General features: G+C 48.8%; 12 protein-coding genes. 6 read left to right on the top strand and 6 right to left on the bottom strand.

The window, feature by feature from the left end:
* Nucleotides 1-56: 56 nt before the first annotated feature.
* Nucleotides 57-1,001, bottom strand: coding sequence for an RraA family protein (locus ACYVGO_RS07980; protein ID WP_460968816.1), 945 nt, complete (start codon nt 999-1,001; stop codon nt 57-59).
* A gap of 425 nt (nt 1,002-1,426) precedes the next feature.
* Here ACYVGO_RS07980 and ACYVGO_RS07975 point away from each other — a divergent pair, with 425 nt between their 5' ends.
* The 6 genes from ACYVGO_RS07975 (at nt 1,427) to ACYVGO_RS07950 (ending at nt 10,852) form a co-directional block, all read left to right on the top strand.
* Nucleotides 1,427-3,955: a glutaminase family protein gene (locus tag ACYVGO_RS07975; protein WP_460968815.1), complete on the top strand. Its 2,529-nt coding sequence runs from the start codon at nt 1,427-1,429 to the stop codon at nt 3,953-3,955.
* Nucleotides 3,956-4,011: 56 nt separating this feature from the next.
* The gene (locus ACYVGO_RS07970; protein WP_460968814.1) at nt 4,012-5,934 is read left to right on the top strand and encodes a glycoside hydrolase family 2 protein; all 1,923 of its coding nucleotides are present in this window, start codon (nt 4,012-4,014) and stop codon (nt 5,932-5,934) included.
* Between the two features lie 50 nt (nt 5,935-5,984).
* Nucleotides 5,985-6,983, top strand: coding sequence for a family 43 glycosylhydrolase (locus ACYVGO_RS07965; RefSeq protein WP_460968813.1), 999 nt, complete (start codon nt 5,985-5,987; stop codon nt 6,981-6,983).
* Between the two features lie 161 nt (nt 6,984-7,144).
* On the top strand, nt 7,145-7,516 hold the full coding sequence (locus ACYVGO_RS07960) for a BlaI/MecI/CopY family transcriptional regulator (RefSeq protein WP_460968812.1): 372 nt from the start codon (nt 7,145-7,147) through the stop codon (nt 7,514-7,516).
* A complete protein-coding gene (locus ACYVGO_RS07955; RefSeq protein ID WP_460968811.1) occupies nt 7,513-9,447 on the top strand; it encodes a TonB family protein in 1,935 nt (644 codons plus the stop codon). Before ACYVGO_RS07960 ends, ACYVGO_RS07955 begins: the two co-directional genes overlap by 4 nt.
* Nucleotides 9,448-9,463: 16 nt before the next feature.
* Nucleotides 9,464-10,852, top strand: coding sequence for a M56 family metallopeptidase (locus ACYVGO_RS07950; RefSeq protein ID WP_460968810.1), 1,389 nt, complete (start codon nt 9,464-9,466; stop codon nt 10,850-10,852).
* 104 nt (nt 10,853-10,956) lie between these two features.
* On the opposite strand, the gene ACYVGO_RS07945 is transcribed toward ACYVGO_RS07950, so the two are convergent.
* The 5 genes from ACYVGO_RS07945 to ACYVGO_RS07925 form a co-directional block, all read right to left on the bottom strand.
* Entirely contained in the window at nt 10,957-11,364 is a 408-nt protein-coding gene (locus tag ACYVGO_RS07945) for a hypothetical protein (protein ID WP_460968809.1), read from the bottom strand.
* Nucleotides 11,365-11,428: 64 nt separating this feature from the next.
* A complete protein-coding gene (locus ACYVGO_RS07940) occupies nt 11,429-14,707 on the bottom strand; it encodes a M4 family metallopeptidase (RefSeq protein WP_460968808.1) in 3,279 nt (1,092 codons plus the stop codon).
* A 111-nt stretch (nt 14,708-14,818) separates the two neighbouring features.
* Nucleotides 14,819-15,319: an FAD-binding oxidoreductase gene (locus tag ACYVGO_RS07935; protein WP_460968807.1), complete on the bottom strand. Its 501-nt coding sequence runs from the start codon at nt 15,317-15,319 to the stop codon at nt 14,819-14,821.
* 156 nt (nt 15,320-15,475) lie between these two features.
* A complete protein-coding gene (locus tag ACYVGO_RS07930; RefSeq protein WP_460968806.1) occupies nt 15,476-15,982 on the bottom strand; it encodes a SixA phosphatase family protein in 507 nt (168 codons plus the stop codon).
* Nucleotides 15,983-16,129: 147 nt separating this feature from the next.
* Nucleotides 16,130-16,936, bottom strand: a complete 807-nt coding sequence (locus ACYVGO_RS07925; protein ID WP_460968805.1) for a 3-keto-disaccharide hydrolase — start codon at nt 16,934-16,936, stop codon at nt 16,130-16,132.
* Nucleotides 16,937-16,949 lie beyond the last annotated feature (13 nt).

Genomic DNA, 16,949 nt, shown 5'->3' with positions numbered 1-16,949 from the left:
CATTGATTTTTATCAATATACCCTCTGTGTTCTCCGTGTCTCTGTGTTTAATAAAACTACCATGTACGGGTTTTTAGGTAATCCTGAATTTGCTCTTTGGGAACTGGAAGTTCGCTGACGTGGTCGTTAAGCCATTTTGAGAAATCCTTTTCAATCTCATCCGACCAGCGCGAGTCAATCTGACCCGGTGTGTATTTCTGCTCGCGTAGTCGCAGGTGACCGAACATGTCGCGCAACCGAATGATCTCGGAGGTTTTCACCACTTTTTCGGCCAGATGGGGCGGAATGAACGCCACGCCCCCATCGCGACCCAGTACCACATCGCCCGGCATCACCATCACTTTACCAATGCGCGTTGGGCGATTGATGCCTACCAGTGTTGTGTTTAGATCACCCTCAGGATTGTGGTGCGACGGGTGGTAGCTCCTGAAATAAGAGGTGAAACCGCCAATTTCCTTCAAGCCAGCCACATCCCGAAGGGCACCTTCATATACAATACCGTTACCCGTTTTGGCATAAATTGAATTGCCCAGATTGTCGCCAATTGTCGGCCCATCTTCGTGGGCTCCAAACTGGTCAACCACATACACGTCGCCCCTGACAAGCATATCAATTGGCCAGGCATTCTGCGATTTTACACGACCATCTTTGGTGTGCCCTTTCTCGTCGGTTACCCGATGCACATCCGGTCGACCGGGCATAAACGTAGCTGTGAGGGCACGACCTACCAGCACGCTATCCGGGTTGATCGTTTGCCAGTCACCCGCGTACTGGTATCGATATTTTTCGCCTTTCATGACGGCCCAGGCTTCTTCGTGGGTCACCAGTTTCATGCGCTTCAAAATGGCATCCGGCACTTTCGGACGGCCATCCGGGAAGCGTTCACCTTTCCAGTCGGGCGTTAGGAAGATCAGTTCCTCCTTAGAAATCTGCTGCGCAAACGACACCGATGCCAGGCCGGTGACTAACAGCCCAATAGCCAGTACAATTACCTGTTTCATCGTCAATGAAAAGAAATGTAAGAGTTTAGATTCGGCTGAAAGAAGTAACGGATTTACCAGTTCTACCCTGACAAACACATGAAATTATATTGATGAACGATGCTTTATGCAACTAGTGCGTTTATTGCATAAAGCATTCCCCTTTAGCAGTGCATATGAGGCCTATTTTATGCAACAAGCCATTTTTTTGCCTTACTTTTAATTTTCAGAATGGCCCATCGTGGGTGTGATCACCAAGTCAAAATCCATCTCTAATAAGTAAAGGAGCCCATTCCGTTGGCTTATAGAAGGTAAATGGACAATGTAAAATGAATAATGTACAATGAATAATCAGTTGGTCAGTAAGGTTTGTGATTATCCATTATACGTTTTACATTATTCATTTACTTAGCTACGATGGAAGCTCCCCCAAAACAAACTTTTTAATGCGTAAAAATCCCAATCTCCACCTGTTATTTCTATCCCTTTTTGCGCTGTCATTCGGGCATACCTATGCCCAGACGCTACGTCCACCCGCTTACCCGCTCATTACCCACGATCCTTATTTCAGTCTCTGGAGTATGACGGATAAACTCACCGATTCGCCTACGCGCCACTGGACGGGCAAACCTCAATCATTGGAAGGCATTATTCGGGTCGATGGCAAGGCGTACCAGTTTCTGGGAGCCGTACCCACCGTTTATGAAGCCATTTTGCCAACGGCTGAACAGAAAGCCTACACAGCGCAATACACCCTCACCAAACCCGAAGCCGGTTGGGAGAAATCCGACTTCAACGCCAGCGGCTGGAAAACAGGGCCAGGACCATTCGGCGATACGCCCGAGGCTAAAACCAAATGGACCAATAGTGATAATGCCGGTATGAAAGACGGCATTTACGTTCGGCGTGAGTTTACTTATGATGGTAAAGCCGACCCTGCCAAACTCCTGCTGTCCATCAATCATGACGATGATGTGGTCGTTTATCTGAACGGCACCAAAATTCTTGACAAGCCTGATTACGTCAACGAATATATCTACCTGCCCTTATCGGCAGCGGGTCAGAAAGCCTTGCAGAAAGGCAAAAATGTGCTGGCAGTCCATTGCGTGAGTCCGCGGGGCGGATCGATTATCGATGTGGGCATTCTGAACCCCATTACCGAATCGGCTATCTCAACCGCAACTCAGACGGGCGTGACGGTATCGGCAACACAAACCAACTACACCTTCACGGCCGGGCCTGTAAATCTGGTAGTTACCTTCATGTCGCCCTTACTGCTAGACGAGCTGGAAGTGGTTGCCCGGCCCATTACGTACGTTACATTCGAGGTACGCTCCCAGGATCGCAAGTCGCATTCGGTACAGGTTTATTTGAGTGAGTCCGGCACAATGGCAACCAACACGGTCGGTCAGGAAGTGGTGATGAAAGCGGGGCAGGCTCCCGGCCTGATTTATCAGACAGTAGGCACCGAAGCGCAACCTCTTCTCGCGAAGAAAGGCGATAATGTGCGCATCGACTGGGGGTACGCCTATTTAGCGGCTCCACAAGAGCGGGGCAATCAAACGGCCAATGGCATGGCTCCGGGCCTGAAACACGCCTTTCTGATGAATGGGCAGCTCCCAACCGATAACAAAGCGGCCGTACCGGGCAATAAACCCCGAGCCGCGGCCGATGTGGCCGTCGCCAGCGTACTCGATTTTGGCAACGTAACGAAATCGGCCGAAAAGCATCTGATGCTGGCCTACGACGACTTGTATTCGGTACAGTATTTCAAGCAGAATCTGCGTCCCTGGTGGCGTCGGGATGAGAAAACGAACATGCCCACCCTGTTGCAGGCCGCCGAGAAAGACTATGATCGACTGCGCCAGAAATGTTCAAAATTCGATGATCGACTCCGTTCCGATGCCCGAAAAGCGGGAGGTACAGATTATGCGGATTTGTGCGTACTGGCCTACCGTCAGGCCATTGCCGCCCACAAAATTGTAGCTGGCCCAAAAGGAGAAACACTTTTCCTGTCGAAAGAGAACTTCTCTAACGGCTCTATTGGTACAGTGGATATTACCTATCCCTCGGCTCCGCTATTTCTGCTCTACAATCCGACGCTATTGAAGGGTATGATGGAACCTATTTTCCAGTATTCGGAAAGTGGACGCTGGAAAAAGCCGTTTGCGGCACATGACGTGGGAACCTATCCGCAAGCCAACGGCCAGACCTACGGCGAAGATATGCCCGTTGAAGAGAGCGGTAATATGCTTATCCTGGCCGGTGCCATTGCCGGAGCCGAAGGCAACGCCAACTATGCCAAACAACACTGGAAAACCCTGACGACCTGGGTTGACTACCTCAAAAAAGACGGTTTCGACCCTGCCAATCAACTCTGCACTGATGACTTTGCGGGTCATATTGCCCGAAACGCGAACCTATCCATAAAAGCCATTTTAGGTATTGCGGCCTACGGAAAGATGGCTGCGATGTTGGGCGATAAAGCTACATCGGAGAGTTACCTGAAAATGGCCCGCGATATGGCTGTTAAATGGCAGCAGCTCGCTCTGGATAAAACCCCATCCGATAAGGTGCATTACGACTTAACATTTGAGAATCCTACTGACTCCTGGAGTCAGAAATACAACCTGGTCTGGGATAAACTCCTGAATCTAAATGTATTCCCAACCGAGGTCACACAAACCGAAATTGCCTATTACCTGACCAAGCAAAAGCCGTATGGTCTTCCACTGGACAGCCGTAAAACGTACACCAAGTCGGACTGGATTATGTGGACGGCAACGCTCGCCAAGTCGGACCGCGATTTCGAAGCATTCATCAAGCCCGTTTGGAAATACGTCAACGAAACGCCTTCACGGGTACCGCTCTCCGACTGGCACGAGACCACCAACGCCAAACAGGTTGGTTTTCAGGCCCGATCGGTTGTAGGAGGGTATTATATTAAGATGCTCGAAGGGAAATTGAGCAAGTAATTTTTTGTGTTTTTTGTCATGGCCCCCTAAACAACCCTTATCCTAAAACTACATTCATGCCATCAGCCCGATTTCTCTCTAGTACCCTTAGCCTTGCCCTGCTCGTTTCTGGACTAGCGGTTGCCCAAACACCTGCTCAAAATCAACCGCGCGCTGCTCCCATCATGAGTCGTTGGGAAAAGCAAATCACGCCCGAAAATGCCTGGCGCGAGTACCCGCGTCCGCAGATGGTACGGCAACAATGGCAAAACCTGAACGGCATGTGGGACTATGCCATCACACCCAAAACGGCCCCGCAACCAACCCGGTACGATGGACAAATTCTGGTACCCTTCTGTTTGGAATCGACCGTTTCGAAGGTTAACAAATCACTCACCGCCGATCAGCGATTGTGGTATCGACGGGAAGTTAGTTTACCCAACGATTGGGCAGGACAGCGGGTGCTATTGCATTTCGGCGCGGTCGATTATGAGTGCAGCCTGTGGGTTAACGGTGGGCTGGTGGGTTCGCACACGGGTGGTTCCGACGCATTCAATTTTGACATTACCGATTACCTGAAAGACGGACAGAATCAGCTGGTGCTGGGTGTAACAGACCCGACGTCGGATGGTGAGCAACCGCGCGGTAAGCAGTTGATGGATCCTCATGGCATTTGGTATACGCCTGTTTCGGGCATCTGGCAAACCGTCTGGATGGAGCCCGTTCCGAAGCAAACCTACATTGAGGAAGTAAAACTGACACCCGAGCTGGATTCCAGCCGCCTTCGGGTGGAGGTATTGCTCGATAAGCCCGCGAATAATTTTACGACGGCCATTCGCGTGACGGCTTTAGATGGCAACCAAACCATCGCCACAACGCTCGTCCGGGCGGGAAGAACCGCCTGGCTGAACGTAAAAAATCCCAAACTATGGTCGCCGGATAGCCCGTTTCTGTACAATTTAAAAGTTGAGCTGGTTACCGTAACTGATCCGTTTGGTGATACACCCCGCAACAAACGCCCACGTCAGGATGCCCCGCTGAACACAGCGTTCGCCAATGCAACGGTTACAGGTAATCCGCTCGATGTGGTAACGGGCTATTTCGCCATGCGTAAGATTGCGGTCGGAGCAGGTCCGGTTGCCAACCAGCCCGTACTGTTGCTAAACAACAAGTTTGTGTTTCAGAACGGCCCGCTCGATCAGGGCTGGTGGCCTGGCGGTTTGCTAACGCCCCCATCTGACGAGGGTATGGCATTTGAGATTGATTTTCTCAAAAAATCGGGATTCAACATGCTTCGGAAACACATCAAAGTCGAACCCGACCGCTATTACTACCTTTGCGACAAGCTAGGCATACTAGTCTGGCAGGACATGCCCTCGGGCTTTCTGGAAGGCCAGAATGAATATCCCGGCGATCAGTCGGAGCCAATTCGTCGGTCAAAGGGTAAGGAGCAATTTGAACTGGAACTGCGTCGGATGATGAACCGGCTACACAACCATCCCAGCATTGTAACCTGGGTAGTGCACAACGAAGGCTGGGGCCAATACGACAACAACCGGCTGGCCAATTGGGTAAAAGCGATGGACCCAAGCCGCACCGTCAACGCATCCAGCGGCTGGAACGACCTAGGTGCGGGTGATTTCTACGACATTCATACGTATGAAGAAGAGCCCAAAGCGCCAGCGCCTAAAACCAATCGGGTGGTTGTGATTGGTGAATTTGGCGGCATTGGCTGGCCAGTGCAAGGTCACCTCTGGAACCCGGAAATGCGCAACTGGGGCTACCAGACCTACCAATCGGCCGATGTGGTGCAAAAAGCGTATGAGAAGAAATACGCCAAAATCGTTGAATACTACAAGAAACAGGCTTTATCGGCAGCTGTTTACACGCAAACAACCGACGTAGAAGGCGAAGTGAATGGCTTGTTGACCTACGATCGGGAAGTGATCAAGATTCCGATTGAAACGCTTCACAAGATTCACGCGCCCTTGTTTAAATAGCCGCGTGCTGGCGCGGGTGTTCACCCGTGTCAGCTGACAGTCTCTTAAACATGAATAACTTCAGAAGTCTATTTATAGCTGTTACGCTAATCGGGATACTATCGACGCTCGCAATAGCACAATCGTCAAGCCCAAAAATGCGGTTCGGCGATACAACGCATCGAAAATCGGGCTATGCCAAAGACCCGCATGTGGTTTGGTTCAAAAGTCGTTATTTGATGTATTACTCCGTACCGCTCTACAAAGATTCGACCGGGGCCGATCATTGGGGCATCGGTATCGCCGAAAGCCAGGATCTGACGAACTGGCAAAAAGTCGGCGAAATTACGCCCGAGACGGACTATGAGAAAAAAGGGCTGTGCGCTCCCGGCGCGCTCGTTCGCGATGGGAAGGTGAATTTGTTTTATCAAACCTATGGCAATGGACGAAATGACGCCATCTGCCACGCGGTGTCGACCGATGGTATTCATTTCGACCGAAACCCAACCAATCCAATTTTTCATCCGGCTATCAGCGACTGGTCGTGCGGGCGAGCTATCGACGCCGATGTAGTCAGGTTTAACAATCAGTATTTCCTGTATTTCGCGACCAGAGATACGTCGTATAAAATTCAGCAATTGGGTGTGGCTGTAGCGCCAGCCAATACGAACTTCAACCGTGAGGACTGGAAGCAGGTAGCTAACGACGGGCCCATTCTAAAGCCCGAACTTCCCTGGGAGGGCGAGTGTATTGAGGCTGCATCGGTAATTGAGCGTACGGGTACGTTGTATATGTTCTACGCGGGTGCTTATAATAACTGGCCGCAGCAAATCGGTGTGGCCCGAAGCCAGGATGGCCTGCACTGGAAACGTGTTCAAACCCAACCATTTCTTACAAACGGAGCACCTGGCACCTGGAATTCCAGTGAATCGGGCCATCCACACATTTTTACTGATAAAAACGGGAAGACCTATCTGTTTTATCAGGGCAACAACGATAAAGGGAAAAGCTGGTTCCTGTCCAATATTCCAGTCGGTTGGACTAATGCCGGGCCGGTTTTGCAGCCATAAACACCCTGCTAGTTTATAGAATTTTTCATGCTCAAAATGCCCTTTTCTGAATCAGAGAAGGGCATTTTTATTTTTTCCCAAACAAATAACTAATAGATTAGTTGTAAAACTAAATCATTAGTCATACATTTCGACCCTATTCGTTAACTCTACTGTAAATCATGCCAATACGCGACCTTACCAAAGCCGAAGAAGAGATAATGCGGGTACTTTGGCAACTAAAAAAAGCGTTCGTTAAAGACGTCCTGGTCGAACTCCCCGAACCAAAGCCCGCCTACAATACCGTCTCGACCATTATCCGTATTCTGGAGAAAAAGGAACTGGTTGGCTACACCGCTTATGGGAAAACGCATGAATACTATCCGCTCATTACAGAAGAGGAGTACCGACGTTTCCAGACTGAGCAACTCATGGCGAACTACTTCGATAATTCGCTCAAAAAGCTGGTGTCGTTTTTCGTGAAAGACAAAAACATCAGCCTGACCGAAGCCGACGAGATTATCAAACTCCTAAACAAACAGAAAGACCAATGAACGCCCTTGACTATCTCCTGAAAGCTAACCTCTACGGCTTGCTGTTTGCGAGTTGTTATTGGCTACTGTTGCGTCGGCACACGTTTTTCAGCCTTAACCGGGCTTATTTGCTAGCCTCAGTCATTCTATCCCTGATTCTGCCATTAGTGATTCTGCCTACGCAAACGGTAGAAACGCTTCCCGTCACCATGCCTGTAGGCGTTATTGCGCTGCCAGTTTCAACGATTGTGGCCGCACCAGTTGAAACTGGACCAGATTGGGAGCAACTGAGCATATGGGCCTATGCGCTGGTCGCATTAGTATTGTTGGCTCGGCTAGGTATACGTGTTGGGCGTTTAGTCAGGTTGATTCGGCAGTCGCCCCGGCACGTGTATGACGACTACATAGTGGTTCTGCCAAATGCCCCAACCATCCCTACGTTTTCATTTTTCCAGTACGTTATACTAAACCCTGCCGACACTCGTAATGAGCTGATTATCCAGCATGAGTTGGTGCACGTTCGGCAATGCCACAGCGCCGATGTATTGGGCATGGGTTTGCTACAGGCGCTTTTCTGGGCATGCCCAACGCTCTGGCTCATGGATCGAATGCTCCGTCAGGTGCACGAATTTCTAGCCGATAAGCCAGCCAGCCGCCCAACTGAATACGCCCAGTTTTTAGTGGCTTATTCCTTCGGAACGCAGCTTGGCCTGAGCGGACCTGATACCTTAACAAATAGCTTCTTCAATCCCTCGCTTCTGAAACAGCGTATCATGATGCTGCACCAGAAAGCGACAACCCGATGGGCACTAGGCAAATATGTATTGATACTTCCTTTGGCATTCAGTTTATTGGCGATGACCACCGCACGGGAAGAAATTGCGGCTGTTATGAGTCAAGCTACTGAAGAGACGATTACTGTTTCGGGTAAGGTGACAAGCAGCGTAGATGGCAAGCCATTGCCGGGGGTTAATGTTATCCTTAAAAATACATCTCAGGGAACAACCACAGATACAGAAGGCAAGTATAAACTAACCAATGTTCCTAAAAATGCATCGTTAGTGTTTAGTTTCGTTGGTTTCATAAGTCAGGAGGTGGGTGTAAAGGGGCATAGTTCTATTCTTGTAAGTCTAGCCCTTCAATCCAGCAAGCTAAACGAAGTTGTTGTTGTCGCTTACGAACCAGCCCATGAGCCTCTGACGACAACCCAGCCAACGGCAGCCAAACCGGACAGCCAACCTAGCCGAAATGGAGAAATTTTCACCATCGTAGAACAAGTCCCTGAGTTTCCAGGTGGCATGCAGGCATTAGGCCAATACCTCGCCCGCAATTTACGCTATCCGGCAGAAGCTCAACAAAACAAAGTTCAGGGGCGTGTTTTTGTCCGGTTCGTTGTCTCACAAACGGGTGATATCCAGAGCTTACGCATATTAAAAGGTATTGGCAGTGGGTGCGATGAGGAAGCTGTGCGCGTGGTGAGCCAGATGCCAAAATGGATTCCGGGTAAACAGAATGGGCAACCTGTAGCTGTACAATATAATTTACCTATCCAGTTCTCGCTGGATAAACGTGAGGATAAACGAACTGGGCAGGTCACCCCCAATACGGAGAAGGGAAAGGGCTTTGTGCTTGACAAGACCACTACTAGTCAGCTATCGCTCAATGATCTTAGTACATCAGGTAGTAAAGAACGATATGCCATGCGGCTGCCCGACTCGCTACGAAATTCAGGGACATCTGTACGTCTCCATGGTAATTGGCTAAATGGTGAGGAGCCACTCTATATCATTGATGGTGTTGAAGTTGAGAAAGGGCATGAACCCAAACTAGATCAAAACCCTAAGAAGCTTCAGAATTTAAATCATAATGACATACAGAGCATTGAGGTATTAAAAGATGGAGTAGCCAGGGCCACTTACGGCGAAAAAGGAAAAAAAACGGCGTCATTTTGATAACCACGAAAAAGAAATGAATACGCTCCCCTATCTCTTAACCGCCAGCCTGTATCTCGTACTTTTCTATGGCTGCTACTGGCTGCTTCTCCGCAGAAATACGTTTTTCGGCCTGAATCGGGCGTATTTACTGGCATCGGTTGCATTGTCGCTCCTACTTCCGCTGATCGAGTTACCAAGTGGAACAGCCGATGCTTTTCCAGTTGGTGATCTCACCCTGCCCACGTTTGTCGTTAGCAATGGAGCAGCGAATCAATCAGGCATGCTGACCACAACGCAGTGGATTTGGCTCTTGTATGGCCTTGGCGTACTGGTAATGCTCGTGCGGTTAGGCTTAAATCTGAAATCGGTATTTAGGCTCATCAATCGTGGCAGCGCGGAACATACACCAACGTTTATTCTCGTCCGGCTACCAGACGATTCCAGCCCTTCGTTTTCGTTCGGACGGTATCTGGTTCTGAACCATACCGATTCCCTCACGGAGCCCGACGCACTCATGCGTCATGAAGAAGCACATATTCGGCAGCGCCACACCGCCGATATTTTATTTCTGGAGCTAGTACAGGCGGCATTGTGGTTCAATCCTGTGGTATGGCTGTATAAACGTGCTTTGCAGGAAGTCCACGAATTTCTGGCTGACCGGACAGTCCTGAAAACGCCCCAGCCCGATTATCCGCGTCAATTGGTGGCTTACGCACTCAACATGCCCATTGCAGCACTGACAACCCCTTTTGTTTCTAAATCAACCCTCAAACAACGAATCATTATGTTGCAAAAACCTGCATCTCATCGCCGGGCATTGCTCGGTTACGCCCTGATTCTTCCAGTAGCTGCTTGCCTGGTTATGTGTACGCAATCTGGTCAGGATCAATCGCAGGACGCAGTTGTACCTGTAACAGAACAAGCCGCAGCCCGAAAAGCCGTGAAGGTTGATGGCGAAGTTTTTACTGTCGTTCAAGAGCAACCGGTGTTTCCAGGAGGCATGAAAGAATTAGGCGCGTATCTGTCTGAAAATTTGAAGTATCCGGCAGCTGCTCAGAAAGTAAAAGCCGAAGGACGCGTATTTGTTAACTTCATCGTCACGAAAACCGGGGAGGTTACGGATGTGAAGCTACTAAAAGGCATTGGCTTTGGTACTGGTGAGGAAGCTATTCGTGTAGTACAAAATATGCCTCGCTGGACACCAGGAACGCAGAACGGGAAAGTTGTAAATGTTAGGTATAACCTACCAATTAATTTTACACTGGAGGATAAAAGCGAGCAAGCGGGTTTAGATAAGTTTGAGCGTTTTATAGTCAATGGAAAGGCCAGTACAAAAGAGGCTGTATTTACACTTTCGCCCAATAAGATTGCTAAAGTAAACATCGATAAGGACAATAAGACCATTGCTATTACAACGAAATAGGGCTGCCTGGTAGCTTTTATTTACGCTTAAAAACTGTGGCTGTTCATTGCCTGACATCAGGTCAACGAACAGCCACAGTTTTTTTATAATGCCAAGTTAGAACGCTATTTCAATTTGTCCTGTAGGATAGTCAAAATCAAGTGCTGTGTCTGTTGAATATCGGCTACTGTCGTTTCTAAACGAGCCTGACCGCTTTTTAGCTCAGATACATCTGACTTTAAAACAGAAATATCTGCTTCCACTCGCTCAAATCGCTCATCTACCTTATCAAATCGCTGATCAACACCATCAAATCGTTGGTTAACGCTATCAAATCGCTGATCAACGCCATCAAATCGTTGGTTAACGCTATCAAATCGTTGGTTAACGCCATCAAATCGTTGATTGACCTGATCAAATCGTTGATTGACGGTTACGGTTAAATCAGCCAGACCTCTGACGATCGTTTCAATCTGCTTTCCCTGGTCAACAGAAAGGTTTTCTAATTGCTCTACGCGCTCTTCCAGATACATACTCAAATATACAGTTTTATTTGATTCAGCTACTAGGACGCAAAAAAATTGTAAACGTCATTCATTACTCCTTCATTATCTTCTTAGTAGCGGTTCCGCTTGGAGTTTGAATTTGCAATAAATACAAGCCCTTTGGCAGACTTCCGACCTCAAGCGTGGCCGTACGCTGGCGAGTGCGGATCGTGGGCCGTGCAACCGTCGCCCCAGTGAGTGTCTGAAGGGAAAGTTGTTCAATCGTTTCCGTACCGGGCAATTCAACAGTCAGCGTATTGCCAGCTGGATTTGGGTAAATAGACAGCGCATCTGCCCAGGCAGGTTCGGTACCCGTTACGGTCAGTACATTGAATGTGCGCTCCACAGCCGAAGCTGCCGAAAACTGTTCGTTACCGTTCTGGAAAGCCTGTATTGTAACAGCACCCACGCCAGTAAATTTCAGCGTTGAGCCACTCAGCGTAGCAGGGCCGCTTTTTACCAGAAAACCAACCGTTAAATTCGATGAACAGGTTGCTTTCAGCGCTAGGTCACCCTGATTGGAAAACCGGTCTGGGATCGCGTCGAAGGTAATCGTTTGGGCAGCCTTAGCCACACGAGTGCCTTGTGTGTACCAGACGGGCCATTTTCCGCCTTTGTATAACACCGTGGCCGAGCCTGATGGCGTAATTTTATCCGCCTTCAAACTGATAACTGAAATATCTTCACTTGCGGTAGATTCCGTACTGAATACCAATACATTATCCTGACGAGAATAGCTCGGAAACCCCAGGGTGTTATTCTCGTAGACAACATTCACTTTCCCCGCACTCAGGTCAACAGCCACTACCTCATAAGTATTACTCGTTTCATTCAGATAATCGAACGCGATCACATCGGGCGAGTTTTTGGAAAAGGATGGATTTCCAATACTCTCGCCCTCGTCCAGGTTAGCAAATAACTTCTCAATGTCGCCTTTGGCAAAATCACCAGTACTGTTGCTCCAGACATTAATAAAGCCAACATCCCAGTAGTCGATAGCGTCGCCGGTATTGTTTTTAAGGGCATTGTAGGCATCATAAACAATATTTTCGCCCGTAAAATCCCACTCGAACGAATCGGCATACTGTACATCACCCGTTTGCACACCCTCGGTGTAAGTTGGATTATACAATGTAAACTCAGCCCATTTCTTTTTCGCGTAACTGTATACGTAGATTACACCATCCTTATCGGCTGTGAGTGCGGCTAGTTTGGTACCGTCTTTCGAGATGGCGACGTTGTCCCAAATGGTCTCATTGGAAATAATCGTTTCGGTTGGCGTGCCTGTCAGGCTAACCGAGCGAATACGCTTATCCGTCGTTACATAATAGGCGAACTTTCCATCATCGGTCACGCTGGGGCGATGGACCAGGCCCAATGCAGATTTAGCGTCAAATTTTGCCGGAGAAACCCCCACGGTTGTTGAGTAAAGTTTCGATGTAGTAGCATCCGCCAGCAAAAGCAAGTCCTGCCCCGAAGCAACGGGCACATCAGGCTGCTTACCTGGTGTGGACGTCCCGTCGGTAATACCCACCGCGTCGAAGGCGTTTTTAGCGGCAGTAACCTCAGTCGGTCCGTACAAGTCGCCAGCGGCTTTGATGACAGCCAGGCGTAAATCCAGGAACTGAGATGTCCGTACCAAATACTTTGTTAGCGCCTGATAATAAACTTTCTCGGCTTTCTCCTTCCCAACAACCGTCGCGAATTTATAGAACGCGAAGTTGGGAATACCACTGTTACTATGCACCCCTCCATTATCATCGCTGGTCGTTTCATACTGCGACATAGTGGCCGGTTGATACCCATTCGGATCTTTGCTTTTACCTCCCTGATTGGGATTTGAGAGGTTCCGGAGTGCACCCGACGGCAGAACGGCAGGCGTGGCAATCGTTTCACCAATTGTCCAGTTATCGCGGTCGATCATGGCTCCGAACACATCGGCAAATGACTCATTAATGGCTCCCGACTGACTCTTGTATTGCAGATTGGCCGTATTCTGAATCACCCCATGTGTCATTTCATGTCCGGCCACATCAAGCCCTCCGGCTAGTGGTTTTAGGAGTTTTCCATTGCCATAGGCCATAATTTTGCCATTCCAGTAGGCATTATCCATAGATTTCCCATCATCGTCGGGCATGTTAACGACCGAAACCATTGTTTCTCCGGTACCGCTCAGGGCGTCCCGATTATGCGTATTCTTATAGTAATCGTAGGCAACGCCCGCATTGTAATGAGCCGAAATCGCATTTGCATTCCAGTCAGTATTGTTGGTTGACGTAATCTGGTAGATCTTCTGATTGTTGCCAAATGTATTTCTTGCATCCACTGTCCAGAGTGCGCCAATCGGACTATCGGGCATTTTTGATGTTGTCGGTTTAAACATTGAGCGCGATGCATCAATCAGGTAATAACTATTTGTCGTTTGCTGATATGTCTGGAAGGAGCGCGTTGCCCCGTTCAGGTCTTTACCCGACGCTTTAATGGGTCCCACAAACGAGCAGGTATGATTGTATTTATCCAGAACATCACCCGTTTGCGCATCAATGACGTATTCCCAACGTTCGAGCATGTTCGGTCGAACGGTTACTGCGTACGCTAGTTTTGCACCACCGTCTGGAGTTGGAAAAACGCATAACTCTCCTTCCGATGATTTCATGTTCAGCATATTATCACCAAATGACCGAACGTTCGATGTTTTACGCACATCGGTAAGCGCTTGTGCTGAGGCATCAACCAAGGTCAGCTTCGGCGTTACGGAAAGGTCCGTTGCTATGGGTTGGTAGCGTCCATTGAGCAGCGTCACTTCATGATCAGTCAGGTGCGCAACGAGCTCGGAACCAAGCACGGGTACTCCCCGATGCGTTTGTGCCAGTCGGATGTGCATCTGCCCTACCTCATCGGTTTCGGTACGGGTGACCGTAAAATTTGCTTCCGGATTATCGAGTTTCAGCAACCCACGTACCTGCCCCATAAACTGGTAGGCAGCTGATGCAGCCGCAGCCGCCGAAAGTCGGGCACCACTTTTTTTGGCCTGGCTAACAACCGAATTTGGGTCGGTTTTTCGCTCAATGAAGATAGGTAAACCCGTTACGGTGTCTCGTACAACCCGCAGGCGTAAAGGCTCCAGCGTTACTGGTGAACCTCCGGTTTTCGTCAATGTCTGCCGACCGGCTCTGTCTTTTGGCAGTGGGATCGTTAAGGCATTCAATCGTTCAGCCAGACCAGCCGTTGGGGCTGTTGTTTTCAGCTTACGGCCAAAGCCCGCACTGGGTTGTTGTGCCCAGGCCGATGTAGCCGTTAGAAGAGTCAGGAAAAGAAGAAGTGGTTTCATAAGGGGGTAAGGTTTTTTGGTATATGGTTTGAGGTTTACGGTTGGCTGGCGCGTCAGTTGCTTGTGCGCCAGCCAACCGTAAACCTCAAACCATATACCAAAAACAGTTTTCTATTTCAAGCGCAACGAAGCCGGGATCATGGCCATGAACGAGTCGTAGACTTTGGGGTAATTAGCAGGAACAGTTTTTGTCTTGTTTACAGCGCCCCAGGCAACTTTATAATTCAGTTTACCTTTTCGCCATTGAACAAACTTATAGATATTGCCGGGGTTATCGAATTTGGTCGTTTTGATTTTACAGTTCACTTCAACTGATGTAAACACCCGCTTCGTATTAGCCGCCGTTTGCTGGCCGATGAATGTATAAACCGTATCACGGTTGCGTCGGCCATAGAGTTTCCCATTCTCCAGCAAATAATAGGTTGCCGAAGCGCTTGTAAATCCGCCCCCACTGCCTACCACAATCTGGCGCAACTTGTAGGTAACCGGTGTACTAGTGGTAGCCGTTTTACGAACGTTCGGCATCTTGTCGCCAGCCGCCCGGATACCCTGCGCAACAAGTTGATTTGCTATAAGCCAACTAAAAAATAGTGTCAGGAATAGGTACTTCATTAGAATTATCTAAAAGTCTGGGACTTACAAGGCTTGCGTACAAACAAGGCTTGCGTACAAAACAAAGGTAGAGTAACGCCCTACCTTCGTCAATACTGCATTTGTATGATTTGAGGTAAACAGCGTATGAGACGGTATATAAGATGGATGAGTCACCTAAGGAGGTGTCATCTGGCCATAAGTCGTCTGCGAAATCGTAACAGATTTTCGGAATAGCCCACGTCGAATCTTCACCTGCAATAAGTTATCAAAATCACCAGCCTCAATTTTGGTTAGGGTAGGCTGGGCGCCTAACCCTTTAGCGATTTCCAAAATCGTGTTGCTATGACCTACCACCAGCACCGTTTTGTTTGTACTAACGCCAACCCGATTAACAATAGCCTCCGTAGGTTTCGCAGGATAATCGACCACCTGAATACCTAACCGCTGGGCCAATGGCAGAACCGTTTGTCGGGTACGCCGATAAGGGGTTGAGAAAATGGAATCAATGTGCCGATTCCCCAACGTTTCGGCTAATGCGGTTGCCCGTGCATAACCCGCCGGACTAAGGTTCGTTGTGTCCGTTTCGTTCACCTTTTCGCCATGACGAACAATATAAACAGTGGTTGTGGAGCAGGCGGTAGAGACAGCGATCAGGAAAGCAAACAGAGTAAAGAAGCGCATAATTTTATCTACCTACGGGCTTTAGCCCGTAAGAAAAATGATTGTTGTTAGTTACCTAAACACGAGCTAAGCCCGTAAGTACAATGATACAAAAAAGCCCCCGGCTATTTGCCGGAGGCTCAATCGTTGTTCGTAAGCGGTCAATGCCTATAACTCCCGAATCCAGATGTTCCGGAAACCAACTGGGTTGCCGTGATCCTGCAGCAGAATTGGACCGGCGCCGTGTGGTTGTACTTTTGGATAACCAATGTACTCCGTAGTACCCCGAATGGCAGCGTGGTTCTGCACGATTATTCCGTTGAGCAACACCGTTACGTATGCATAGTCGGTCATCATACCCGCTTTGTTGAATTTAGGGGCCTGATAAATAACATCATACGTTTGCCACTCACCGGGTTTGCGGCTAGGATTGGCCAATGGAATAGACTGCTTGTAAATCGATCCAACCATGCCATCTACGTACGTTGGATTGTTATAGTTATCCAGTACCTGTAGCTCATAGCGCCCCTGTAAAAAAACACCACTATTACCGCGGCCCTGGCTAGTACCTTCCACTTTTTCAGGCGTTTTAAACTCCAGGTGCAGTTGAAAATCGTTGAACTCTTTTTTCGAACGAGCCGAGAATCCTTTGGTCGAATACATCACCCCATCCGTTACGGGCCATTTTAGCGGACCTTCGTTGGTTTTTTCCCAGTTAGCGGGCGAATAGCCTTTGATGGCTACCCATTCATCTGTGTTTTTACCATCGAACAGCACAATAGCATCAGAAGGCGGAGTTGTACCGGATGTATTGGCAGTTACAGTACCAGGGGTAATAACGGGTGGGACCGGCTCCCAAATTTCGGTCGACTGGGGAGTTTGTTTGCTGGGGTCAGTTTGGGCCACAGCCTGATTGGTGATGGCAAGACTCGCTAAACCAACACAGATAGCAAGCGATACATGTACGTTTTTCATAAAAAATTATGTA

It is taken from the genome of Spirosoma migulaei (assembly GCF_054776855.1).
Note: the sequence above shows the minus strand (reverse complement) of the source record. Positions and strands in the feature narration are given on the sequence as shown.

Coding starts and splice junctions, on each gene's coding strand:
- ACYVGO_RS07930 (WP_460968806.1), bottom strand. CDS start 15,982: ATGCGCTTCTTTACTCTGTTTGCTTTCCTGATCGCTGTCTCTACCGCC.
- ACYVGO_RS07945 (WP_460968809.1), bottom strand. CDS start 11,364: ATGTATCTGGAAGAGCGCGTAGAGCAATTAGAAAACCTTTCTGTTGAC.
- ACYVGO_RS07940 (WP_460968808.1), bottom strand. CDS start 14,707: ATGAAACCACTTCTTCTTTTCCTGACTCTTCTAACGGCTACATCGGCC.
- ACYVGO_RS07960 (WP_460968812.1), top strand. CDS start 7,145: ATGCCAATACGCGACCTTACCAAAGCCGAAGAAGAGATAATGCGGGTA.
- ACYVGO_RS07975 (WP_460968815.1), top strand. CDS start 1,427: ATGCGTAAAAATCCCAATCTCCACCTGTTATTTCTATCCCTTTTTGCG.
- ACYVGO_RS07935 (WP_460968807.1), bottom strand. CDS start 15,319: ATGAAGTACCTATTCCTGACACTATTTTTTAGTTGGCTTATAGCAAAT.
- ACYVGO_RS07965 (WP_460968813.1), top strand. CDS start 5,985: ATGAATAACTTCAGAAGTCTATTTATAGCTGTTACGCTAATCGGGATA.
- ACYVGO_RS07950 (WP_460968810.1), top strand. CDS start 9,464: ATGAATACGCTCCCCTATCTCTTAACCGCCAGCCTGTATCTCGTACTT.
- ACYVGO_RS07955 (WP_460968811.1), top strand. CDS start 7,513: ATGAACGCCCTTGACTATCTCCTGAAAGCTAACCTCTACGGCTTGCTG.
- ACYVGO_RS07980 (WP_460968816.1), bottom strand. CDS start 1,001: ATGAAACAGGTAATTGTACTGGCTATTGGGCTGTTAGTCACCGGCCTG.
- ACYVGO_RS07925 (WP_460968805.1), bottom strand. CDS start 16,936: ATGAAAAACGTACATGTATCGCTTGCTATCTGTGTTGGTTTAGCGAGT.
- ACYVGO_RS07970 (WP_460968814.1), top strand. CDS start 4,012: ATGCCATCAGCCCGATTTCTCTCTAGTACCCTTAGCCTTGCCCTGCTC.